The organism is Luteimonas sp. 3794 (genome assembly GCF_031456825.1).
Taxonomy (GTDB): domain Bacteria; phylum Pseudomonadota; class Gammaproteobacteria; order Xanthomonadales; family Xanthomonadaceae; genus Luteimonas.
Genome location: NZ_JAVDVJ010000006.1, coordinates 72,458 through 92,050, shown reverse-complemented (window position 1 = coordinate 92,050; position 19,593 = coordinate 72,458). Strand labels below are relative to the sequence as shown.

The 19,593-nt window shown below is 68.0% G+C and carries 16 protein-coding genes; 8 read left to right on the top strand and 8 right to left on the bottom strand.

Going from position 1 to position 19,593, the window contains the following annotated elements:
- The first annotated feature begins 142 nt into the window (after window positions 1-142).
- The 3 genes from J2X52_RS10515 to J2X52_RS10505 all read left to right on the top strand — a co-directional run bounded on the left by J2X52_RS10515 (window position 143) and on the right by J2X52_RS10505 (window position 4,405).
- The gene (locus J2X52_RS10515; protein WP_310152674.1) at window positions 143-1,768 is read left to right on the top strand and encodes a GGDEF domain-containing protein; all 1,626 of its coding nucleotides are present in this window, start codon (window positions 143-145) and stop codon (window positions 1,766-1,768) included.
- A gap of 199 nt (window positions 1,769-1,967) precedes the next feature.
- Window positions 1,968-3,641 carry a LysM peptidoglycan-binding domain-containing protein gene (locus J2X52_RS10510; protein WP_310152671.1) on the top strand — a complete coding sequence of 558 codons (1,674 nt, stop codon included), beginning with the start codon at window positions 1,968-1,970 and terminating at the stop codon, window positions 3,639-3,641.
- 596 nt (window positions 3,642-4,237) lie between these two features.
- Window positions 4,238-4,405, top strand: coding sequence for a hypothetical protein (locus J2X52_RS10505; RefSeq protein WP_310152665.1), 168 nt, complete (start codon window positions 4,238-4,240; stop codon window positions 4,403-4,405).
- A 25-nt stretch (window positions 4,406-4,430) separates the two neighbouring features.
- Here J2X52_RS10505 and J2X52_RS10500 read toward each other — a convergent pair whose 3' ends face one another.
- Window positions 4,431-4,889 (bottom strand): CopD family protein, encoded by a 459-nt coding sequence (locus tag J2X52_RS10500; protein WP_310152662.1) that lies wholly within the window; start codon window positions 4,887-4,889, stop codon window positions 4,431-4,433.
- A 138-nt stretch (window positions 4,890-5,027) separates the two neighbouring features.
- On the opposite strand from J2X52_RS10500, the gene J2X52_RS10495 reads away from it, so the two are divergent.
- Complete coding sequence (locus J2X52_RS10495) at window positions 5,028-5,618, top strand: class I SAM-dependent methyltransferase (protein WP_310152658.1); 591 nt, start codon at window positions 5,028-5,030, stop codon at window positions 5,616-5,618.
- A gap of 95 nt (window positions 5,619-5,713) precedes the next feature.
- Window positions 5,714-7,051 carry a polyhydroxyalkanoate depolymerase gene (gene phaZ / locus J2X52_RS10490; protein ID WP_310152655.1) on the top strand — a complete coding sequence of 446 codons (1,338 nt, stop codon included), beginning with the start codon at window positions 5,714-5,716 and terminating at the stop codon, window positions 7,049-7,051.
- Between the two features lie 90 nt (window positions 7,052-7,141).
- Here phaZ and J2X52_RS10485 read toward each other — a convergent pair whose 3' ends face one another.
- The 3 genes from J2X52_RS10485 to J2X52_RS10475 all read right to left on the bottom strand — a co-directional run bounded on the left by J2X52_RS10485 (window position 7,142) and on the right by J2X52_RS10475 (window position 10,682).
- Entirely contained in the window at window positions 7,142-9,271 is a 2,130-nt protein-coding gene (locus J2X52_RS10485) for a CocE/NonD family hydrolase (RefSeq protein ID WP_310152652.1), read from the bottom strand.
- A 131-nt stretch (window positions 9,272-9,402) separates the two neighbouring features.
- Window positions 9,403-10,311 (bottom strand): sensor domain-containing protein, encoded by a 909-nt coding sequence (locus tag J2X52_RS10480; protein WP_310152650.1) that lies wholly within the window; start codon window positions 10,309-10,311, stop codon window positions 9,403-9,405.
- Complete coding sequence (locus tag J2X52_RS10475; protein WP_310152648.1) at window positions 10,308-10,682, bottom strand: PadR family transcriptional regulator; 375 nt, start codon at window positions 10,680-10,682, stop codon at window positions 10,308-10,310. The genes J2X52_RS10480 and J2X52_RS10475 overlap by 4 nt, the downstream gene beginning before the upstream one ends.
- Window positions 10,683-10,804: 122 nt before the next feature.
- Between J2X52_RS10475 and J2X52_RS10470 the strand changes: the two genes are divergently transcribed.
- The 3 genes from J2X52_RS10470 to J2X52_RS10460 all read left to right on the top strand — a co-directional run bounded on the left by J2X52_RS10470 (window position 10,805) and on the right by J2X52_RS10460 (window position 12,776).
- The gene (locus tag J2X52_RS10470; protein ID WP_310152645.1) at window positions 10,805-11,743 is read left to right on the top strand and encodes a peptidylprolyl isomerase; all 939 of its coding nucleotides are present in this window, start codon (window positions 10,805-10,807) and stop codon (window positions 11,741-11,743) included.
- Window positions 11,744-11,748: 5 nt separating this feature from the next.
- Window positions 11,749-12,267: a GNAT family N-acetyltransferase gene (locus tag J2X52_RS10465; protein WP_310152642.1), complete on the top strand. Its 519-nt coding sequence runs from the start codon at window positions 11,749-11,751 to the stop codon at window positions 12,265-12,267.
- 212 nt (window positions 12,268-12,479) lie between these two features.
- Window positions 12,480-12,776, top strand: a complete 297-nt coding sequence (locus J2X52_RS10460) for a hypothetical protein (RefSeq protein ID WP_232137791.1) — start codon at window positions 12,480-12,482, stop codon at window positions 12,774-12,776.
- Between the two features lie 36 nt (window positions 12,777-12,812).
- On the opposite strand, the gene J2X52_RS10455 is transcribed toward J2X52_RS10460, so the two are convergent.
- The 4 genes from J2X52_RS10455 to J2X52_RS10440 form a co-directional block, all read right to left on the bottom strand.
- On the bottom strand, window positions 12,813-13,763 hold the full coding sequence (locus J2X52_RS10455; RefSeq protein WP_310152639.1) for an aldo/keto reductase: 951 nt from the start codon (window positions 13,761-13,763) through the stop codon (window positions 12,813-12,815).
- 157 nt (window positions 13,764-13,920) lie between these two features.
- A complete protein-coding gene (locus tag J2X52_RS10450) occupies window positions 13,921-14,628 on the bottom strand; it encodes a DUF4349 domain-containing protein (protein WP_310152637.1) in 708 nt (235 codons plus the stop codon).
- Between the two features lie 360 nt (window positions 14,629-14,988).
- Window positions 14,989-16,500, bottom strand: a complete 1,512-nt coding sequence (locus J2X52_RS10445; protein WP_310152635.1) for an efflux transporter outer membrane subunit — start codon at window positions 16,498-16,500, stop codon at window positions 14,989-14,991.
- Window positions 16,497-19,592, bottom strand: coding sequence for an efflux RND transporter permease subunit (locus J2X52_RS10440; RefSeq protein ID WP_310152633.1), 3,096 nt, complete (start codon window positions 19,590-19,592; stop codon window positions 16,497-16,499). Before J2X52_RS10440 ends, J2X52_RS10445 begins: the two co-directional genes overlap by 4 nt.
- Window position 19,593: the final 1 nt, after the last annotated feature.

Sequence of the window (19,593 nt, the reverse complement as noted above, 5' to 3'; positions counted from 1 at the left end):
CGTCGGCGTGTCGGGGCCCCGGTACGCTTCTTGCATTGCCCAACGCGCGGGCGTCAGGTGCCCGCACCCACCGGGCGCAGTGATGATTCGACTCTGGACACCTCGTAGAGCGTGGCGCTGCCTGCTGGCAGGGCTGCTGCTCGTGGCCGTGTCCGCCGCCGCGGCGGACGACCGGTCCGCACAGGCGCCGCGGTTCCTGCTCGGCGGCACCGCCACCCACGACGGCACGCCGATGCGAGCCTGCGATCCCGAGGCCCTGGCCGGCGTGCAGACTGTCGAAATCCCGGCGCCGGCCGGCGGCTGGCCGGGTGCGCCGCAGGCCATCAGTGTCTTCAACGTGTTCGCCGGCGAGGTCATGGTCGGGCTGGGCGACCGCGTGGTCTGTGGTCGGATGCACGACGCACGTACCCGCGATTCGCGCTTCCGCGCCGGCGTGGGCCTGGTCGTCGTGCCGCCCGCAGGCACCGATGATCCGGTGCGCGTGGCATGGCGTGCTCCCGTGCAGCCGCAGTGGATCCCGACCATCCGCATCGGTGGCCCCAGCCCCGTCCAGCAGGAGGACACGCTGCGCCTGGTGGTGCGCACGGCGTGTCTGGCGATCGCGCTGGCGCTGGCCTTCTCGGCGCTCATGGGCTACATCGGCGCGCGCGACCGCACCTTCCTGGCGCACGTCGCGATGTGCCTGGTGCTGTTGCTGTGGCAGGCCACGCTGAACGGGTTGAGCGGCTACCCGGTCCCCTGGCTTCCGGTGGGTGACCACGAAACCCGGTGGCAGGTCGCATTCACGGCCTTCGCCTTCGCCGCGCTGCAGTACGGCCTGTGGAGCCAGTCGGGCGTGGTCGGCCTGTGGCCGGCGCTGCGTCACGGCGCGCACTGGAGCGTGCGCGGGTTCGTCATCGCCGGGCTGGTGGTGCCGCTGCTGCCGTACGCCGCGCTCGGGGCGGCGTGGTGGATCCTCGACCACGCGTCGCTATTGCTGACGGTGACGCTGACCCTGATTGCGGTGTTGTCGATCCGGCGCGGCGATCGCCGCGCCTTCGCGCTGATCGCCGCGGCCGCGCCGGTGATCATCCTCTTCATCCCGCCGATCGCCACCAGCCGGATCGTGGTCGAGTACCGGGTCGAGCTCATCCAGCTGGTCGCCACCTGGTTCCTGATCGTGATGGCCTACACGCTGACCAACCGCTACGGGCAACTGCGCGCCCAGCGCGATGCGATGCGCCAGCTGGCGGACACCGATTCCCTGACCGGCCTGCCCAACCGTCGCGCCGGCCTCGCGCAGCTGGACCGCTGCTTCGCCGAGGCACGACGTACGGCAATACCGCTGTCGCTGGGCTTCGTCGACATCGATCTGTTCAAGCGCATCAATGACACCCACGGCCACGACGTCGGCGATCGCGTGCTGGTGGCGGTAGCCGAGGCGCTGGCGACCGGCGTGCGGCGGCGCGACGACGTGGTGCGCATGGGCGGCGAGGAGTTCCTGGTACTGCTGCCTGGGGTCGACGCGCAGCACGCACGCGAGCGGCTCGACGCCATGCGGCACCGGATCGCCGAGACCGCGGCCACGCTGGGCGTGCCCGAGCTGCAGCTCACCGCCAGCATCGGCGTCACCACGCTGCAGGCGGACGATGAACAAGCGGTGGCGCTGCTGCGGCGCGCGGACGACGCCATGTACCGGGCCAAGCACGCCGGCCGCAACCGGGTGATGGCCGACCGCGACCCTGGCGTGACGCCACATGCCTGCCCGGACACGCTGTCCGCAGATTGACGCGGCGTATCGATCCGACGCGCCAAGCCATTCGCTCGTCTGGGTCTGCGCACAACAAAGGGTGCCCTCCGCCGGCGGCGATCGCCCGCCAACGCCCATCACAGGCGTCGGCAGCGTGCGACCTGGGGATAACCCCAGCTGCCTCGAAAAGCACGTCCCGATATTCTGCGCCTATCACTTCCCCCTGCAGAACGCGCGCATGAGCATCAATCCGACCACGTCGCATTCAACGTCGCATCTTCCCCCAGCCCCGACCGCCGAACCGCTGCGCCACACCGTGCAGCCGGCCGAGAGCCTGGTCCAGATCGCGAACCAGTACGGCGTCTCCACCCAGGATCTTCTGAAGGCCAATCCGCAGATCTCGAATCCGGACATGGTCTACCCCGATGACGCGCTGGTGATTCCCTCGCGTGTCACCGACAGCAGCAGCCAGGGCGTGTCGATCTCCAACACCGGCGGCATCAGCGCCAACCAGAGCACGCGTAGCGATGCGCGCACCACCTACACCAGCGACGCCGGCACTGTGCACCAGTCGACGACATCGACCAGCGGCAACGTCAGCGTCAATCCGGATGCCGGCTCGGTCACCGCGTCTGGCGGCGTGGCGTTCAATGAATCGGTCAAGAGCGCGAACGGCTACGGCGTGAGCTTCGGCGGCGGCGCGAACGCGTCGATCAGCGGCAGCGTCAACACCGCCAATGGCGTGACCACGTACAAGGCCTCGAGCGATGTGTCGGTGTTCCTCAAGGGCGGCGTGAGCACACCCCAGGCCGGTCTCGAACTGGGCCGCACCGACGGCATCCGCGCGTCCTACCAGGTGGCGATGCCGGCCGACGCCGGCGTGGATCCATTGTCGGTCAACCCGTTCGACCCGCAGTCGATGCCGGTCGGCGCGACGGTCACGATGAACGGTTCGGACTACACCACCAACGAGTTCAAGGCGACGTTCCGCAACATCGCCACGCAGACCAAGGTGACCGACGAGACCGGCGTCAGCACGGTCGTCGCACGCACCGGCGAAGACACCGTGCGGGTGACCGCCGGGCCGACCGAGGCCGTGAAGGCCTACAACGGTGTCGGTGTGGAATTCGGCATCGGCAACATCATGCTCGGCCGCAACGACAGTCTGTCGGGCGCGACGCTGCGCACCGCCGAATTCGACCTGTCGAACGAGGCCGGCCAGGCCGCCTACAACGATTTCCTTGCCACCGGCACCCTGCCCGATGCGAACGGCGGCGGCGTGGCCAACGTCGCCACCGTCGAACGCCTCGACTACAGCTCACAGACCAATCTCAGCGCCAAGTTGGGCCCGGTGAACCTGTCGCTGGACGGCGCAAAGAACACCGGCAACATGGTGGTGACCACGCACGCCGACGGCAGCATCGAGCGCAGCGTCGATCTGCAGTATTCGGGCAACGTGCCGATGAACATCAGCCAGCGCTGGGATGCGGCCGGCAACGAGATTGCCGACGCCCGCGTCTACAGCTTCGACGTCCAGGTCGACGCCAACAACGTGCAGTTGCTCAACGCTGCGCTGAGCGGTGGCCTCGACGGCGCGCCTGTCGCCGAAGGCCAGACGGTGACGCTGGGCTTCAGCGAAACCCAGATGAACGCACTTGCCGGGCAGACCGCGGCCGCCGTCGACAACGGCGCGCACATGAGCCTGGGCAACCTGCTCGGCTACATGAACACCGACGGCAGCTATCCCACGCCGGCCGCCTGGGATTTCGCACTGTCGCTGGGCCGGAACCTGGGCAATAGCGACTACGGCCTGTCCGAACGGCTGTTCTCGATCTCCGATGGCAGCACAAATGGCGGCTTCGGCGACCGGAGCTTCGCCCGCATCGATGCATCGGTGACGCCGCACGAGTGAGGATAGTGCGCCCTCCCCCGCCTGCGGGGGAGGGTTGGGTGGGGACATTATTTTGGATTGCAGCGCGATCGGATCGGGAGGTTTCGACTCCCACTCGGCTCGCGCTTTCTCTGACGCCAGCCCCCTCCGCGCTTTGGCAATCGCGTTGCCTCGAGGCATTCGCCGGAACGGGCGCCCGTGGCTCCCAAGCTCCCCTCCTCATCCCGGAATGAGTGGCCAAAGCGCTAGCGCTTCCTGTTGGAATCCAAGCAGGTTTGGGCCGAGGGTCATCAAGCAACAAGACGACCGCGTCATCCCGGCGAAAGCCGGGATCCAGCGCCTTGAGACGCAGAATCCGCCGCGAATGTCGTTCGCGCGAAAGCCGGCGCAACAGAAAAACGTCCGCTTCCAAGGTGACAGCCAGAGTCACTGGATCCCGGCTTTCGCCGGGATGATGATCAAGCTCATTGGATGACCAGGCGTTCCCCGTTCCCCTCTGACCCCCAGGTCCGAACAGAGGGAGACCTTGAACCACCGGCAGATAGCGCCGACACTTCCGCGACTTGACCTCGGCGGGCCGCGCCCGCCTCGGTCGTCACGTACCGCGGGATGCGCGCATGGATGCACTGCAGATTGGATTGCTCGTTGTCGGCCTGACCTTGCTGGTCATCGGCTATCGCCGCAACAACCGGAATCTTTTGCTGGGCGCAGCACTTGTGCTGCTCGCGTGCGGCGCGATCCCCGAGTTCGTTGCCGGCTTCCACGCCGGCGTCGGCAGTAGCTGAGTCGTCGGCGCCGCCAGCGCTGCACTCAGAACGGCTTGGCCAATACCAGCCACACCACGCCGACCAGCAGCAGCACCGGAATCTCGTTGAACCAACGCAACGCTTTTGTCGACGGCAGCGAGCGGCCCTTGTCGACGCCCTTGAGCCAGCGTCCGGCCATCACGTAATGCACGATCAGCAGCAGCACCAGCCCCAGCTTCGCGTGCAGCCAGCCTGCGCCGCTGCCCATCGGTGCCATCGTCGGAAAATCGGTGATGAACGTGTAGCCCATCCACAGCACCACACCCAGCCCCAGCGCCAAGCCAAGCATCACGTGACCGAAGCGGTACAGGCGGCGGCCCATCAGCACCAGGCGCGCGCGCACGTCGACGGTCTCGCCGGCCTCGACGAGGTTGATGAGAATGCGCGGCAGATAGAACGCGGCGGCGACCCATGCCATCACGAAGACGAGGTGGAAAGTCTTGACCCACAGATAGGCTTGCATCGCGTTGGCTCCCTCGACTGAGGGGCAAGGATCGCACGCCCGCGCTTCGGTTTCGCATGCGGGGCATGGCCCGCGACGCTGTGTCGCAGCCGACGACACCACCTAGAATGCGCGTCCCCGCACAGCTCCGGCCCCTCGATGTCCAAGCAATACGACCGCGCCTATTTCGACCGCTGGTATCGCGCCGGCGACATCGGCGGACCCGCACGCCTGTCGCGCAAGGTCGCACTCGCGGTCGCAACGGCCGAATACCATCTCGAACGTCCGCTGCGCACGGTGCTCGACATCGGCGCCGGCGAAGGTGTCTGGCGCGCGCCGCTGCTCAAGCTGCGCCCGAAGGCGCAGTACCTCGGCTTCGATGCCAGCGAGTACGCGGTGTCGCGCTTCGGTCGCGCGCGCAATCTGCACCACGCGCGCTTCGCAGATTTCGAGATGCTGCGCCCGTGCCCGCCCGTCGACCTGCTGATCTGCAGCGATGTGCTGCACTACCTCGAGACCCGCGAACTGGACCGCGGCCTGCCCGGCCTGGCCGAACTCACCGGCGGTGTCGCGTTCCTCGAATGCTTCACGCGCGAGGACTGCGCCGAGGGCGACGAGGACGGCTTCAAGCAGCGCCCCGCGCGCTTCTACCGTGAACGCTTCGCTGCCGCCGGCTTCCGCGCACTCGGCTCGCACTGCTGGCTCTCGCCGCAGCTGGCCGATCACGCCACGACGCTCGAAACCGGCTGACGCCGCGCCTTCGCGGGCCTGAACCGGCGGGCGTCTCCAGTTCGGGCCGCCGCGGCCGATACGATATGCTGCGATGCAGCAACCACCTGACTGGAATGCCGATGCTGTTCTACCAACTGCACGAAATGGGCCGCGCCTGGATGAAGCCGTGGACGCTGCTGGCCGATGCCAATGCGCGAGTGTTCGGCGCCGACAGCACCTGGCTGTCCAACCTGCCCGGCTCCGAGCAGCTCTCCGCTGCCAACGAGCTGCTGTACCGCATCGGCAAGGACTACGAGAAGCCGGCGTTCGACATCCACGCCGTCGACAACGACGACAACGAGCGCACCTATCCGGTCGTGCAGCTCGACGCGCTGGTCAAGCCGTTCTGCAAGCTGCTGCGCTTCAAGCGCTACACCGATGACCCGGCGCATCTCGAGGTCATCAAGGCCCAGCCGACGGTCCTCGTCGTCGCACCGCTGTCGGGCCACCATTCGACCCTGCTGCGCGACACCGTGCGCACGCTGCTGCGCGACCACAAGGTCTACGTGACCGACTGGATCGACGCGCGCATGGTGCCGGCGGAGGCCGGTGGGTTCTCGCTCGACGACTACATCGCCTACATCGAGGACTTCATCCGCCACATCGGCGCCGAGTCGCTGCATGTGGTCAGCGTGTGCCAGCCGACCGTGCCGGTGCTCGCGGCGGTATCGCTGATGGCGGCGCGTGGCGAAGCCACGCCGCGTTCGCTGGTGATGATGGGCGGCCCGATCGACACCCGGGAATCGCCGACCGCGGTCAACAACCTCGCGACCGAAAAGCCGCACGAATGGTTCGAACAGAACGTGATCCATCCGGTGCCGATGAACTACCCCGGCCGCGGTCGTCTGGTGTATCCGGGCTTCCTGCAGCACATGGGCTTCATGGCGATGAATCCCGAGCGCCACCTCGAATCGCACTGGGATTTCTATCGCGATCTGGTCAAGGGCGACGACGACGACGCGCAGTCGCACCGCCGTTTTTACGACGAGTACAACGCCGTGCTCGACATGCCGGCCGAGTACTACCTCGACACGATCCGCGTGGTGTTCCAGCAGCATCTGCTGCCGCGCGGCGAATGGGTCGTCTCGGGCGAGCGCGTGGATCCGTCGAAGATCACCGGCACCGCGCTGCTCACGATCGAGGGCGAGCTCGACGACATCTCGGGCGAAGGCCAGACCCGCGCCGCGCACACGCTGTGCACCGGCGTCTCCGAAGCCGACCGCGCGCATCTCACGGTCGAGGGCGCCGGCCATTACGGCATCTTCAGCGGCCGGCGCTGGCGTACCCAGGTGTATCCGCAGGTGCGGGCGTTCATCGCATCGCATGCGGAAGGCGCGCGCCCGGCGAAAGCGAAGCCCGCGGCGAAGACCGCGCGCAAGCGGGCGACGAAGCGCAAGACCCCTGCCGGCTGAGTCCGCGCTATCTGCCGATACGACAAGGGCGCGTCAGAGAACGCGCCCTTTGTATTCGCGACCTGCTCGCCGTGTCGCGATTGAGTGGCGTCACTCGCGCCGCAGCGGCACTTGGATCGAGCTGTCCGGATGCCATTCGATCACCAGCGGCTCTTTCGCATCGGCGACGGATTCGTCGCTGACATCCCAACCCGTGCCCATGTTGACCTGATGGCGCGCATCCTTCAGCACGTCCACTACCACCAACAGCCGGCTGCCTGCCAGCATCTTGCGGCCAGTCATGCGTGTGCGCTCGAACGGCACGGTGGTCCATTCGCCGGGCGTCAACAGTTCACGGCGGGCCGGATCATGGGCATAGCTCGCCCGGCCTACGTAGTACGACAGCTGCATGACCTTCCCGTCGGGCATCAGCTCGTAGAGCGAGACACTGAAGTCGAAATCGCGCTTGTTGATGCGCACCTTCAACTCGCCCGCGAACGTGCCGACCACCGATGTCGGCGGCTCGAACGGGGCGCTGACGAACGCGAACCCGCTGTCCACTTCGATGCCGTCGCGCACAACGGGATTCGGGTAGTAGCCGTGTCCCTCCGTCGTGCGGTCGGCGAAGTCGACGGTCTGCACCAGTGGCGCCGTCGGCGTCGCCGAGGGCGCGAGGCAGTGGTACAGCCCGCAGGCGTTACCAGACAGATGGAGTGTCGTCGCCTCTGCAGCATCCTCCAGCGACGAAGCGTGGTGCCAAGCGTCGGCACCCATCAGCTGGTAATTGACCCTGTCGCGCAGCAACGCCGGACGCGGCCCGCCGTGCAGCACATGGTCCAGCCACTGGAAGGTGATCTCCTGTGTGTCGAACTGCGCGACCGGATCGATGTCGTAACCGCCTACGTTGCGCGGCTTGAAAGGCGCCTGCGCGCCGAAATGATCGTAGGGGCCGATCAGCAGATAGTGCGCCGCGTCCGGACGGTGCCGCAGGTGTTCCTTGAAGTACTGCAATGCGGAGATCTGGCCGTCGTCGTAGTAGCCGGTGATCGTCAGCACCGGAATGTCGATGCGAGCAAAGTCGCCGCCGTAGGGCACCATTGCCTGCCAGTAGCTGTCGTAAGCCGGATGCGAGAGCCAGCGTTGCAGCGAGGGATTCGGCGTGCCGTCGACCCGGTCAATCTCGCGATACGGACGACCGCTGGCATACCAGGCTTCGGGCAGGCGTTGCCAGCGTTCGCGATCGGAATAGATCGCGTCATCCAGCAGACGGTTGCCGGCCACGTAGAACGGCCACGCATAGTTTGCGCTCAGAAAGACGTTGTTCTCCATCGGCAGCCCGAAGCCCGGAATTGCGGCCGCATACGGCACGATGGTCTTCAACGCCGACGGCATGCGCTTGGTCGCCGCCCAGGCTGCGAACCCGGAATAACTGCCGCCGTACATGGCCACGCGGCCGTCGTTCCAGGACTGGCGCGCGATCCAGTCGACGGCTGCCGATGCATCATCGACCTCGGTTTCGTACGGCCGGATCGCGTCTGTGCTCAACCGCTTTCCGCGCGCGTCCACGACCACGCCCGCATAGCCGCGCGCCGCCGCCTGCAATGCGGTTGCGCGACTGGCGGTCGGTACGGTGTAGATCGTGAATTGCATCGCTGCGGGCAATGGCGAGGCCGCCTTGCGGCTCCGCGCGACCACCGCGGACAACGTGACGCCGTCCGGCGTGCGGATCAGCACGTCTTCGTCGACGATGTAGCGCGCGTTCTCGTCGGCCGTGATCAACGCCGAGGTTCTTGACGCCGCGGCGAGCACATCCACGAAGGCCTGCCGACGCGCAAGCCCGAGGGCGTCATCCAGCGCGAGGGGCCCTGCGTTTCCCAGCCTTGAGGCAGCAGCCAGGAGATCGGCTTTCGCGCGCGCCAGATCACCGCCGAACCAGGACTGCGTCCGGTTCGCCTCCAGATCGTCGAGTCCCGCGAAATAGTCTTCAAACGCTGCGGCATAGGCCTGGTCGAACCGGTCCTTCCGGTCTACACGAGACTGCACATAGATCAGATAGGGCACCCAACGCCGCGCACGTTCGTCATCCCCCTTTGCAGCCGCGTCGTCCATCACCTCGCGGACAGCGTCGACCGCCTCGCGATCCTGCCGCGCCGCGATGCGCAACTGCGCCAGACCGGCCACTGGCACGTCCAACTGTCCCGCGGCCCCGGCGGACAGCACGCGCGCCGAGAGCACCGCCACTGCCCTCTCGATTCCGGCCTCATCTGCGCTGGCGACGGCAGGGAAATCGAAGCGGAGGTCCGAGGCCGTTGCGAGCCCGCACGCCAGCGTCAGGGAGACCCACAGCCCCGCGCGCACCCGCCTGCCGCACCTCACGAGTATTGGGCCGTCTTCACCAGTAGATGCTTGGCGATCCCGCCATGCATTCGGCCGACCGCGCGGAACAGATGCAGGCTGGCGAACAGCAGCAACACGCCACTCATCGACACCAAAGGCAGCAGGAATGGGGCTTGTTGCGGGATATCGACACCGAACATCCAGACGTTGAGATGCAGCCCCGGAAACATGGCCAGCGGCGCGGCAATCATGCTCAGCGACAGCGACAGCAGGGTCACATTGATCGTGAAGTAGACGATGCCCAGCGGCAGCATCAGCAGCAGGTAGAGCAACGTGCTCCAGGTGCGTGCGTCGGTGAACATGTCGCCGATGCGCTGCAGCCAGTTGCGTCCCCGCGCCGAATACAGCGGCCGACGTGGCATGCGCTCGCCGAGCATCACTTCGACCAGCCGCCCTTCGACCAGCGACAGCAGCCGCACCGAGCCGAAGAACAGGATCAGCAGCGGAATGCCGATCAGCACGACGACCAGGCTCAGCGACACCGACAGCCCGGTCACCACCCAGGTGAAGTAGAAGATACCGGTCGCCAGCGACAGCACCATATAGAACAGCGAGGCGTAGGTACGCGGATCGGCGGCGACGCCGAAGAAGCGCCCAATCAGCGACGTGCGCGGCCTCGGCGCCGGTGGTCGCAGCGCGGTCTGCACCTTGACCTCGGTGTCGCGGTAGATGTCGGCCACTTCGTCCGGCGCGCCGTAGCTCGATGCGACCGATGCGATGACTTCTGCCTCCGAGCGTCCCGCCTGTTCGGCGAGTTCCGAGCGCAGGTATTCCTCGGCGTCGTAGAGCGCGTCCTGCACGAGTGCGGGATCCGCGCCGGTGAGCGCGACGCGCAACTGTTCCAGGTACTCGGGGATGCTTTGCGGTGGGCGGTGCATATTCATTCGCGTATCCCCTCCAGGACGGCGTCGACGGAATCCCGTGTGGCCCGCCAGGCGGCGGTCCACTGCTGCAGGGTGATCCGCCCTGCCTCGGTGATGCGGTAATAACGGCGCGGCGGTCCGGCGATGGACGGTTCGACATGGCTATCGAGCTGGCCGGCGGCACTGAGGTTGCGCAGCACCGGGTACAGCGCGCTCTGCTTGCCGCTGAGCACGCCGTCGAGCGATTCGAGGCGCTTGGCGATCTGATAGCCGTACATCGGCTCGGCCGCGCTGCCCAGCACCGCCAGCAACGCCAGCGAGACCGTGCCCGCGCTCAGTTCCTTCTGGAACTTGCGCAGCTGCAGCTCGCTGTCATCAGGGGCGTCGGCCATGGGCCACCTCCGCTAGGTTGAGCCAAATACTAGTGCGGACTTCGCTATAGTGGATGTGCCGGTAGTCACGCAGACCATCGACTCGGCCACAATCGGGTCTGTCTTTCCGGGGAATCCCATCCATGCGCCAGCTGTCGCGCCATGCCTTGTCCGCCACCCTCGCCGCCTGCGTGCTCGCGCTGGCGGGTTGCGCCACGTCCGGCGCGCCGACAATCGTCGAGACCCGTTCCACGCAGGAATTACTCGATACGTCCACGCCTGCGGACTGGCGCACGCCGGACCCGGCCAACCTGCTGTACATGGACCTCGACGGTGGCCGCGTGGTGATCGAACTGGCGCCGGTGTTCGCGCCCGAACACGTCGCCAACATCCGCACCCTCGCCCGCGGCGGCTTCTGGAACGGGCTCACCCTGTACCGCTCGCAGGACAACTTCGTCGTGCAGTTCGGCGACATCACCGAAGAAGGTGTTCCGGGCCGCCCGATCGGCAGCGCGCGGGCGCGCCTGCCGGCGGAATTCGATCGCGCGTCCGCCGGCCTCGCCTTCCACGCATTGCCCGACCCCGATGGCTGGGCGGCGCAGGTGGGGTTCGCCGACGGCTTCCCCGCCGCGCGCGACGACCGCAGCGGCAACGGCCGCGCGTGGCTCGCGCACTGCTACGGCACGCTGGGCGCCGGCCGCGACATGGCGCCCGATTCAAGCAACGGCACCGAGCTCTACGTCGTCATCGGCCAGTCGCCGCGCCAGCTCGACCGCAACATCACCACGGTCGGCCGCGTGCTGCAGGGCATGGAACTGCTGAGCGTGCTGCCGCGCGGCACCGGGCCGCTGGGCTTCTACGAAGATCCCAGGCAGCGCACCCCGATCCGTCGCATCCGCCTCGCCTCCGAAGTGCCTGCGGCCGAGCGCACGCCACTGCAGGTGCTGCGCACCGATACGCCGCTGTTCGACGCCGTGGTGGAATCACGCCGCAACCGCCGCGACGACTGGTACGTGCAGCCGGCCGGCCACATCGACCTGTGCAACATCAGCGTGCCGGTGCGCACCCCGCCAGCCGGCTGAGCACGATGCGGATCGACACCGAACGACTACTGCTGCGCCCGCACGCGATCGAGGACTTCGACGCGCTGGGGGCGATGATCCGCGACCCCGAGGTGATGCGGCACATCACCTCGACCGTGCCCAGCGACGAGGACGTGTGGAACCGGCTGCTGCGCTACATCGGCCACTGGACCGCGTTCGGCTTCGGCATCTTCGCGGTGATCGAGCGTGAGACCGGCCGCAATATCGGCAGCGTGGGGTTCGCGGATTTCCGCCGCGGGCTTGGCGATGCGTTCTCCGCATCGCCCGAAGGCGCCTGGCTGTTCGCCAAAGAAGCCCACGGCCGCGGCATCGCCACCGAAGCCACTCAGGCGATGCACGCCTGGTTCGACGCACAGCCCTTCGGCGGGCGCAGCGTCTGCATCATCAATCCGGACAACGCGCCCTCGCGGCGGCTGGCCCGCAGGCTTGGCTATGTCGAAACCGGCGTGACGCGCTACCACGACGAGGCCATCCTGACCTTCGAGCGACTGCGCCCTGGTTGAGGTGCGTGGTCCGGCGCCCCCCCGGGCCAATGAGCGCAGCAGGCATCGCGTGCGTGTCCGCTCGGTCACATCGAGACATGCGAGGCGCCACACGGGCGACGCCGCATTCATGCCGCGGATGCACGCATCACGCATTTCAGGGCGTGTCGTCACGTCGGCTTTCCGTATCGCTGCCTAGCCTGCACGCCATCCCCGTCCCACAAGGAAACGACATGCCCATGCTCCGCATCCGCCTCACCGGCAGCGACGATACCGCCCGCGCGGTGATCAATCTTCTGTCGAGCGTGGAGGGCATCGAGCACGTCGAGGAGATCGATGACCTGATGCCGCACATGGACGATGCCGACTCCAGCTCCGCCGGTCTCAGCGATGTCGCCGGACCGAAGATGCACGAGATCGAGGTCGAGGTCGGCAATCCTTCGACGGAGCGCAAGGTGCGCGAAGCGATCGAAGCGCTGGCGTTCGATCTCGACGCCGTCGTCGAGTTCGAGACCGAAGAAGAGGGCTGAGCCCGCACGCCGGTCGCGGCGGCGGGCTCGCTGGATTCAGCTCGCCGCCGGCAAGTCTTCGATCAGCTTGACCATGCGTTCGCGCTGCGCGCGATCCGGCAGGCGACCACGGCCCGCGCCGAGATTGTCGATCAGGTTCGACGCCCGGCTCGTTGCCGGCGTCGCGCATGTGACCGCCGGATGCGACAGCACGAACTTGAGGAAGAACTGGCCCCACGTCGCCGCATCGAACTCGGCAGCCCAGTCGGGCAACGCCCGCTCGCCGACGCGCTGCCACAGCCGCGTGCGCCCGAACGGCGCGTAGACCAGCACGCCGATGCCACGCTCGGCAGCCAGCGGCAGGATCGTCTCTTCGACATCGCGGTTGTCGACGGCGTAGTCGACGCCGATGAAATCCAGCGGCTCGTTGCGCATCGTCTCGATCAGCTTCGGATACGCCGGCTTGCTGGTCGAGGTGACGCCGATGTAGCGCACGCGCTTCTCGGCTTTCAGTTCCTTGAGAATGCCCAGTTGCGTCGTAATGTCACCCAGGTTGTGGACCTGGATCAGATCGATCGTGTCGCGTCCCAGACGCGAGAACGAGGCTTCGATCTGCGCGCGCGCCGAAGCTGGATCGGCCTTCGCATCCGCCTCGCGGCCGGCCACATTGACCTTGGTCGCCCAGAACACGCGATCAGCAATGCCGAGATCCTGCACCGCCTTGCCGGCGACTTCTTCCGACGCGCCATAGCTGGGCGCGGTATCGAACACGGCGCCGCCCTCGTCGATCAAGGTGCGCAGCACTGCATTGAGCGCGGACGCATCGTCGCGCGCGGTCGCCGAGAACGTGGCCGAACTGCCGAGACCGACGACGGGAATACGCTGCCCGCTCGACGGTATCGGGCGGGTCAGCATCGGCGCAGGCGTGGCAGCAAACAGCGTGCCGGGCAATGCCAGCGACAGGCCGGCACCGAGTGAGAGTTTCAGGGCATCGCGACGGGTGACCATGGCGTCCTCCTTGCGTGGATGACGCAGGCGAGGCCTGCGTCGGGAACCGGCGCGGTGTCCGCAGTTGCGCTGCGCGCCCGGAATGCCGGCATGAACTGCGGCGTCCCGAGTCTGCAGGACCCCACCGCGCCGGGCAACCGACGCGCATTCAAGACCATCAGCCGCGTCGACGACGCCGCCACCACGCGCGCAGCAGTGCGAAAAGCGCGATACACACGATTGCCAAAGGCAACAGGAATGCGCTCACGCGGATCGTCCATGCAGTGCCGGTGGCGAGCGTGCTACCGAATTCACGGAAGGCTGCGCCGATCTCGCTGCGACCCTGCTCACCATTGCGCGCACGCAACTCCACGGTCAACAACTGTGTCTCGATGCGCCGACGATGCTGCGCACCATCGCGACGCGCCGCTTCAATCTGCGCCTCGGTCGCGGCGATGCGCTCCGACAACGCGATCATGTCGGCCACCGACAGATCCGGCCGGGCTTCGAACGCCTGCAGCCGCGCCATCTCCTTGGTCAGCCGGTCCTGCTCGGTGGTGTTGTCGCGCACGACGACTGCCAGATCCTCGGCGCGCGTACTGCGCTCGCCGGCCTCGCCGCCCTCACCCGCCAGCGCGATCATCGGTTCGATGCCCGCCGGCGCCATGCGCAGCACCGCGCGCGCCGACGGGCGCTCGCCGGCCGACTGCTGCGCTTCGATCAATACGCACGTCCCGAAGCGCGCTTCGCTGCACGCGGCCTGGATCGCCTGCAACCGCGGCACGATCATCGCACCGTCCAGCTGCACACCGACGCTGTGTTCGTAGGCCAGCAGGGCGCCATCGGCGTTGTCGGTCTGCGCACCACCCCGGGCGCTATGGACCATGCCGTTTGCAGAAGCGCTGGGGTCCGAGCAAGCCGTCGCCAGCGCACCCGCAAGCACGATCGCGCCGACCATATGCAGGCGCACGCGCGTCACAGGCGCGCTCCATCGCCGCCGCGCCGAGGGCACTGCGAACAATTGCAGTCGCAGGTCTTGGCGATGTCGCCATCCAGTTCGTTCGCCAGGCTGCCGCAGTGGCAGCGCCCCGTATGCGCCATCGTTGCTCCTCCGTTTTGTGCGGGGAGCCTAAGCGATCCGCGGCGGCAGCGTCAGCCCTGTTCGTTGCCTGCGCTGCAGATCACAAGGCCACGCGTCCGGTCGGAATCTCGAAGCGGCTACCAAGTCCGGACGTAACGCCCGGGCTCAGTCGTCGCGCGGCGTGGATGCTTCGCGGACCCGGTCCGGCACCGCGTCCACGGTCGAGCGCACGGCGTCACCAGGCACTGCATCGCGCGGCACCGACCAGCCACCGCCGAGCGCGGTATAGAGCGCGATCTGCGCGAGCGCGAATGCGCGGTCGGTGTCGAGCGACTGCTGACGCGCATCGAGCAGCGCGCGCTCGGCATCGAGCAGGTCGGCAAGGTTCGCCAGACCCACGTCATAGGTACGCCGCGCCATGGCCTGGGTGCGCTGCGCCCGCGCCAGCGCTTCCGCGCGCGCCGCACGTTGCGCGCGGCGTGCGGCGAGTTGGGCGGTGGCGGTTTCCACGTCCTGCAGCGCGGTCGCCAAGGCCTGGCGCACCTGGACGAAGCCGGCATCGGCCTGCGCGTCGGCGAGATCGATCGCTGCGCGACTGGCGCCGAAATCCAGCCACGGAAAGCCGAGCTGAGCCGCGATCGAACGCAGGTCCGACGCGCCCGACAGATCGCCGATGCCCAGACCGCTGCGCCCGAGTGCGGCGCTGATGCCGAGCTTCGGGAACAGGTCGCGGCGGCTGGCCAGTGCCGCGAGCTCGGCAGCATCCAGACCTGCCACGGCGGCGATGACGTCAGGTCGCCGGCGCAGCAGGTCCAGCGGCTGGCCGCGCGGAATGTCCGTGTCGGCCATGGGCAGGCGCCCCGCATTTCCGAGGCGCTGCAGCACGGTGCCGGGCGGCCGGTCGATCAGCGTGTCGAGCGCGAACGCAGCCTCGGCAAGTCCTGCGTCGATGTCGCCACGCTGCGCTTCCAGTCCAGCGCGCTGGGCGCCTGCGGCTTCGATATCCAGACGCGTGACCTCACCGAGCCGGAAACGCCCGTCCGCGACGCGTTCGGCCTCGCGCGCGATGCGTACGCCCTCGTCGAGCAGTGCGCGCTGGGCGAGCAAGGCGCGCGCCTGCACGTATCCCTGTGCGAGATTGGACGCGACCGCGAGCCGCACCGCGACCAGCTGCGCTTCGGCCGACTGCACCTGGCGACTGGCGCCTTCGCGGCGCAACCGGTTCGCGCCGAACAGGTCCACTTCCCACTCGGCCTGCAGCGCCAGTTGCCAGGTGTCGAAGTTGACGTCGCCGCCGACATCGAATTCGTCAGCGAGCGGCGTGTCGGCCAGCGCGTCGGTATTGATGATCTGGCGGCTGGCCTGTCCGCCCAGATCGAGCCGCGGCAGCAGCGCCGCGCGCGACTGGCGCAGCTGCGCGCGCGCGATGCGCAGCTCGGCCAGCGCGGCCTGCTGGTCGAGGTTGCGGACCAGCGCGGTCTCGACGAGTTCGGCCAGCAGCGGATCGTCGAACTGCTGCCACCAGTCGGCGAGCGCCACCGGATCCGCCGGCCGCGCGGCGTCGCCTGCGGGCGTGTAGTAGGCCGCCGGCAACGGCGGCCGCTCGCGCACCGGCGGCGTGCTGCACGCGGCGAGCGCGAGCGCGGCGGCGAGCGCGGCGATTCTGGAGAACGTCATGCGTGCCCCTCCGCGGCCTTGCGATCGTCGTCGCGCGGCACCTTGAAGATCAGCAGATACAGGCACGGCACGACGACCAGGGTCAGCACCGTGGCGAACGCCAGGCCGCCCATGATGGTCACCGCGAGCGAGGCGAACAGATCGTCGAACAACAGCGGCACCATGCCCAGCACCGTGGTGCCGGCCGCCATCGTCACCGGCACCAGACGGCTCGTCGTCGCTTCGACGATCGCAGCACGGCCGTTGCCGCCTTCCGCGATCTGCCGGTCGATCTCCTCGACCAGCACGATCGCGTTTTTCAGCAGCAGACCGGTCAGGCTCAACAGCCCGAGCAGCGCGACGAAGCCGAACGGCTGGCCGGAGATCGCGAGCCCGATCGTCACGCCGCAGATCGACATCGGCACCACCAGCCAGATCACCACCGGCTGGCGCACGCGCGCGAACAGCAGCACGGTCACCAGGATCATGCCCAGATACGGCAGCAGCAGCGTCCGCATCAATGCGGTCTGCGCATCGCCGGAGCTTTCGAACTCCCCGCCCCAGGTCAGCGTGTAGCCGGGCGGCAGCGGCATCGTCTCGATCGCTTCGCGGATCCCGGCGTGGGCGTCGCTCGCCTCCACCCCGACCACCGGCTCGGCCTGCACCGCGATCGTGCGCACGCGGTCTCGGCGCTGGATCGCGGCGTCCTCCTGGACCACGTCGACGCGATCGGCCACCTGGCCGATCGGCACGTAGGCACTCGCGCCCGCACTCCAGGCCAGGCGGTCGAGCAGGCCTTCCGGTGCGGGGCGCTCGTCGTCCGGCGCGCGCAGCAGCACCTGGCGCTGGGCATCGCCCTCGCGCACCACCGCGAGCGGCACGCCTTCGGTGGCCATCGTCAACGCCTGGGCGATGTCCTGGCGGCCGAGGCCGGCCTCGGCCATGCGCTGCAGGTCCAGCCGCGGCCGCAGCACCAGTTCGCGCTCGCCCCAGTCGTGGTGCACGTTCTCGAGCATCGGCGATTCGCGGAAGATCGCCTCGGCGCGCGCCGCGATCTCGCGCAGGGTGTCGCCGGAGGGCCCGCTGAAACGCGCTTCGACGCGCGCCTCGGACGCACCGCCGAACATCAGCCGCGCCGCATGCACACGCAACTCCGGAAAGCGCCCGCCGGCCTCGCGGTTGAGGCGCGTGAGCATGTCCTCGAGCACGTCGGCATCGTCGACCAGCAGGATGACTTGCGCGAACGCACTGTCGGGCATCGCCGGGGCGTAGGTCAGCATGAAGCGCGACGCACCCTGCCCCACGAACGAGACCCGGCTGCGCACGTCCGGGAACTCTTCGGCGAGGTAATCCTCGACCTCGCGCACCGCGGCGTCGGTCGCGCGGATGTCGCTGCCCTGGCGCGTATTGATGTCGACGAAGGCCATCGGCGTGGATGCCGGTGGAAAGAACGATTGCGGCAGGAAGCCGAAACCGATCACGCAGCCGATGGTCAGCACCGTCGCCAGGGTCACCGTGAGGCCTGCCCGGCCGAGCCGGCCGTCGAGCAGGCCGCGGAAGCGGTCGTAGAACCTGCCTTGATAGGGAGTGTCGCCCGCGTCGTCCCCGGTGTCCTCGTCGTCGCGCTCGCGCGCGTCCTTCGATGCCAGCCACCAGTACCCCAGCAGCGGCACGACGGTGATCGCCAGCACCCAGCTGAGCAGCAGCGAGATCAGGATCACCGAGAACAGCGAGAACAGGAATTCGCCGGTGGTGTCCTGGGACAGGCCGATGCCGGCGAAGGCGAGAATGCCGATGATCGTTGCGCCGAGCAGCGACCATTGGGTCAAACGCACCGACTCGCGGGCCGCGCGCATCGCCGAGCGTCCCTGGCGCAGCCGCACCTGCATGCCGTCGCAGATCACCACGGCGTTGTCGACCAGCATGCCCATCGCGATCACCAGCGCGGCCAGCGACACGCGCTCGAGCTGCAGACCCAGCAGGTACATCGCCAGCAGCGTGCCGCCGACGGTCAGCAGCAACACGCTGCCGATGATCACGCCGGCGCGCCAGCCCATCACCAGGCACAGCACGCCGATCACGATCGCCAGCGACATCGCCACGTTGATTGCGAAGCTGGTGACTGCTTCATCGACGACATCGGCCTGCTGGTAGATCGGATGCAGCTCGACGCCGAGCGGCAAGGTCGGTTCGAGCTGCGCCAGCGCCGCGTCGACAGCTTTACCCACGTCGACGATGTTCACCGACGGCAGGCCGGCGACGCCGATCGTCAGCGCCTCGCGGCCATCGTGGCGGATGATCTGCGCCGGGCGCTCGGCGAACTCGCGGCGGATCTGGGCGATGTCGCCGAGCGTGACCCGCGCATCGCCGCGCCCCACCGGCAGCGTGCGCAGCGCCTCCAGCGAATCGAAGGCGCCACCCGGCGCGACGCGCAGGTACAGATCTTCGCTGCGCAGGCCACCCGCATGCAGCTCGGTTTCCGCATCCGCCAGTGCACCGGCGATTTCCTCGGGCGCGATCCGCAGCGCGGCCAGCCGCGCCTGCGGAATCTCGACGACGAAGCGTTCCTCGATCGCACCGGCGATCTCCACCTTGCCCACGCCCTCCACCGGCAGCAGGCCGCGGCGCAGCGTCTTGGCCGCCTCGTGCAGCTCGGTGCGGGTGAGGCCGTCGCCGGTCATCGCGTAGTACAGACCAAAGACATCACCGAAATCGTCGTTGACCACCGGCGCCTGCGCACCGGGCGGCAGGCTGGCCGCGGTGTCGTTGATCTTGCGGCGCAGCTCGTCCCAGATCTGCGGGATCTCCTCGCTGGAATAGCGCTCCAGGATTTCCACGCGCAGTTCGGAGTAGCCAGGGCGCGAGGTCGTGCGGACCTGCTTGAGCTGGTTTAGCTGCTGCACCGCGCTTTCGAGCACGTCGCTGACTTCCAGCTCGACCTGCTCGGCGCTGGCGCCGGGATAGATCGTGGTCACGACCGCTTCCTTGATCGTGAACTCCGGGTCTTCCAGCCGTTCGAGATTGAAGTAGGCGAACACGCCGCCGAGCAGGCAGGCGAGGATCAGCAGCCAGACATTGACCGGATTGCGGATGGCATAACGCGCGATATCCATG

Coding starts and splice junctions, on each gene's coding strand:
- J2X52_RS10510 (WP_310152671.1), top strand. CDS start 1,968: ATGAGCATCAATCCGACCACGTCGCATTCAACGTCGCATCTTCCCCCA.
- J2X52_RS10505 (WP_310152665.1), top strand. CDS start 4,238: ATGGATGCACTGCAGATTGGATTGCTCGTTGTCGGCCTGACCTTGCTG.
- J2X52_RS10500 (WP_310152662.1), bottom strand. CDS start 4,889: ATGCAAGCCTATCTGTGGGTCAAGACTTTCCACCTCGTCTTCGTGATG.
- J2X52_RS10495 (WP_310152658.1), top strand. CDS start 5,028: ATGTCCAAGCAATACGACCGCGCCTATTTCGACCGCTGGTATCGCGCC.
- phaZ (WP_310152655.1), top strand. CDS start 5,714: ATGCCGATGCTGTTCTACCAACTGCACGAAATGGGCCGCGCCTGGATG.
- J2X52_RS10480 (WP_310152650.1), bottom strand. CDS start 10,311: ATGAATATGCACCGCCCACCGCAAAGCATCCCCGAGTACCTGGAACAG.
- J2X52_RS10475 (WP_310152648.1), bottom strand. CDS start 10,682: ATGGCCGACGCCCCTGATGACAGCGAGCTGCAGCTGCGCAAGTTCCAG.
- J2X52_RS10470 (WP_310152645.1), top strand. CDS start 10,805: ATGCGCCAGCTGTCGCGCCATGCCTTGTCCGCCACCCTCGCCGCCTGC.
- J2X52_RS10465 (WP_310152642.1), top strand. CDS start 11,749: ATGCGGATCGACACCGAACGACTACTGCTGCGCCCGCACGCGATCGAG.
- J2X52_RS10460 (WP_232137791.1), top strand. CDS start 12,480: ATGCCCATGCTCCGCATCCGCCTCACCGGCAGCGACGATACCGCCCGC.
- J2X52_RS10455 (WP_310152639.1), bottom strand. CDS start 13,763: ATGGTCACCCGTCGCGATGCCCTGAAACTCTCACTCGGTGCCGGCCTG.
- J2X52_RS10450 (WP_310152637.1), bottom strand. CDS start 14,628: ATGGTCCATAGCGCCCGGGGTGGTGCGCAGACCGACAACGCCGATGGC.
- J2X52_RS10445 (WP_310152635.1), bottom strand. CDS start 16,500: ATGACGTTCTCCAGAATCGCCGCGCTCGCCGCCGCGCTCGCGCTCGCC.
- J2X52_RS10440 (WP_310152633.1), bottom strand. CDS start 19,592: ATGGATATCGCGCGTTATGCCATCCGCAATCCGGTCAATGTCTGGCTG.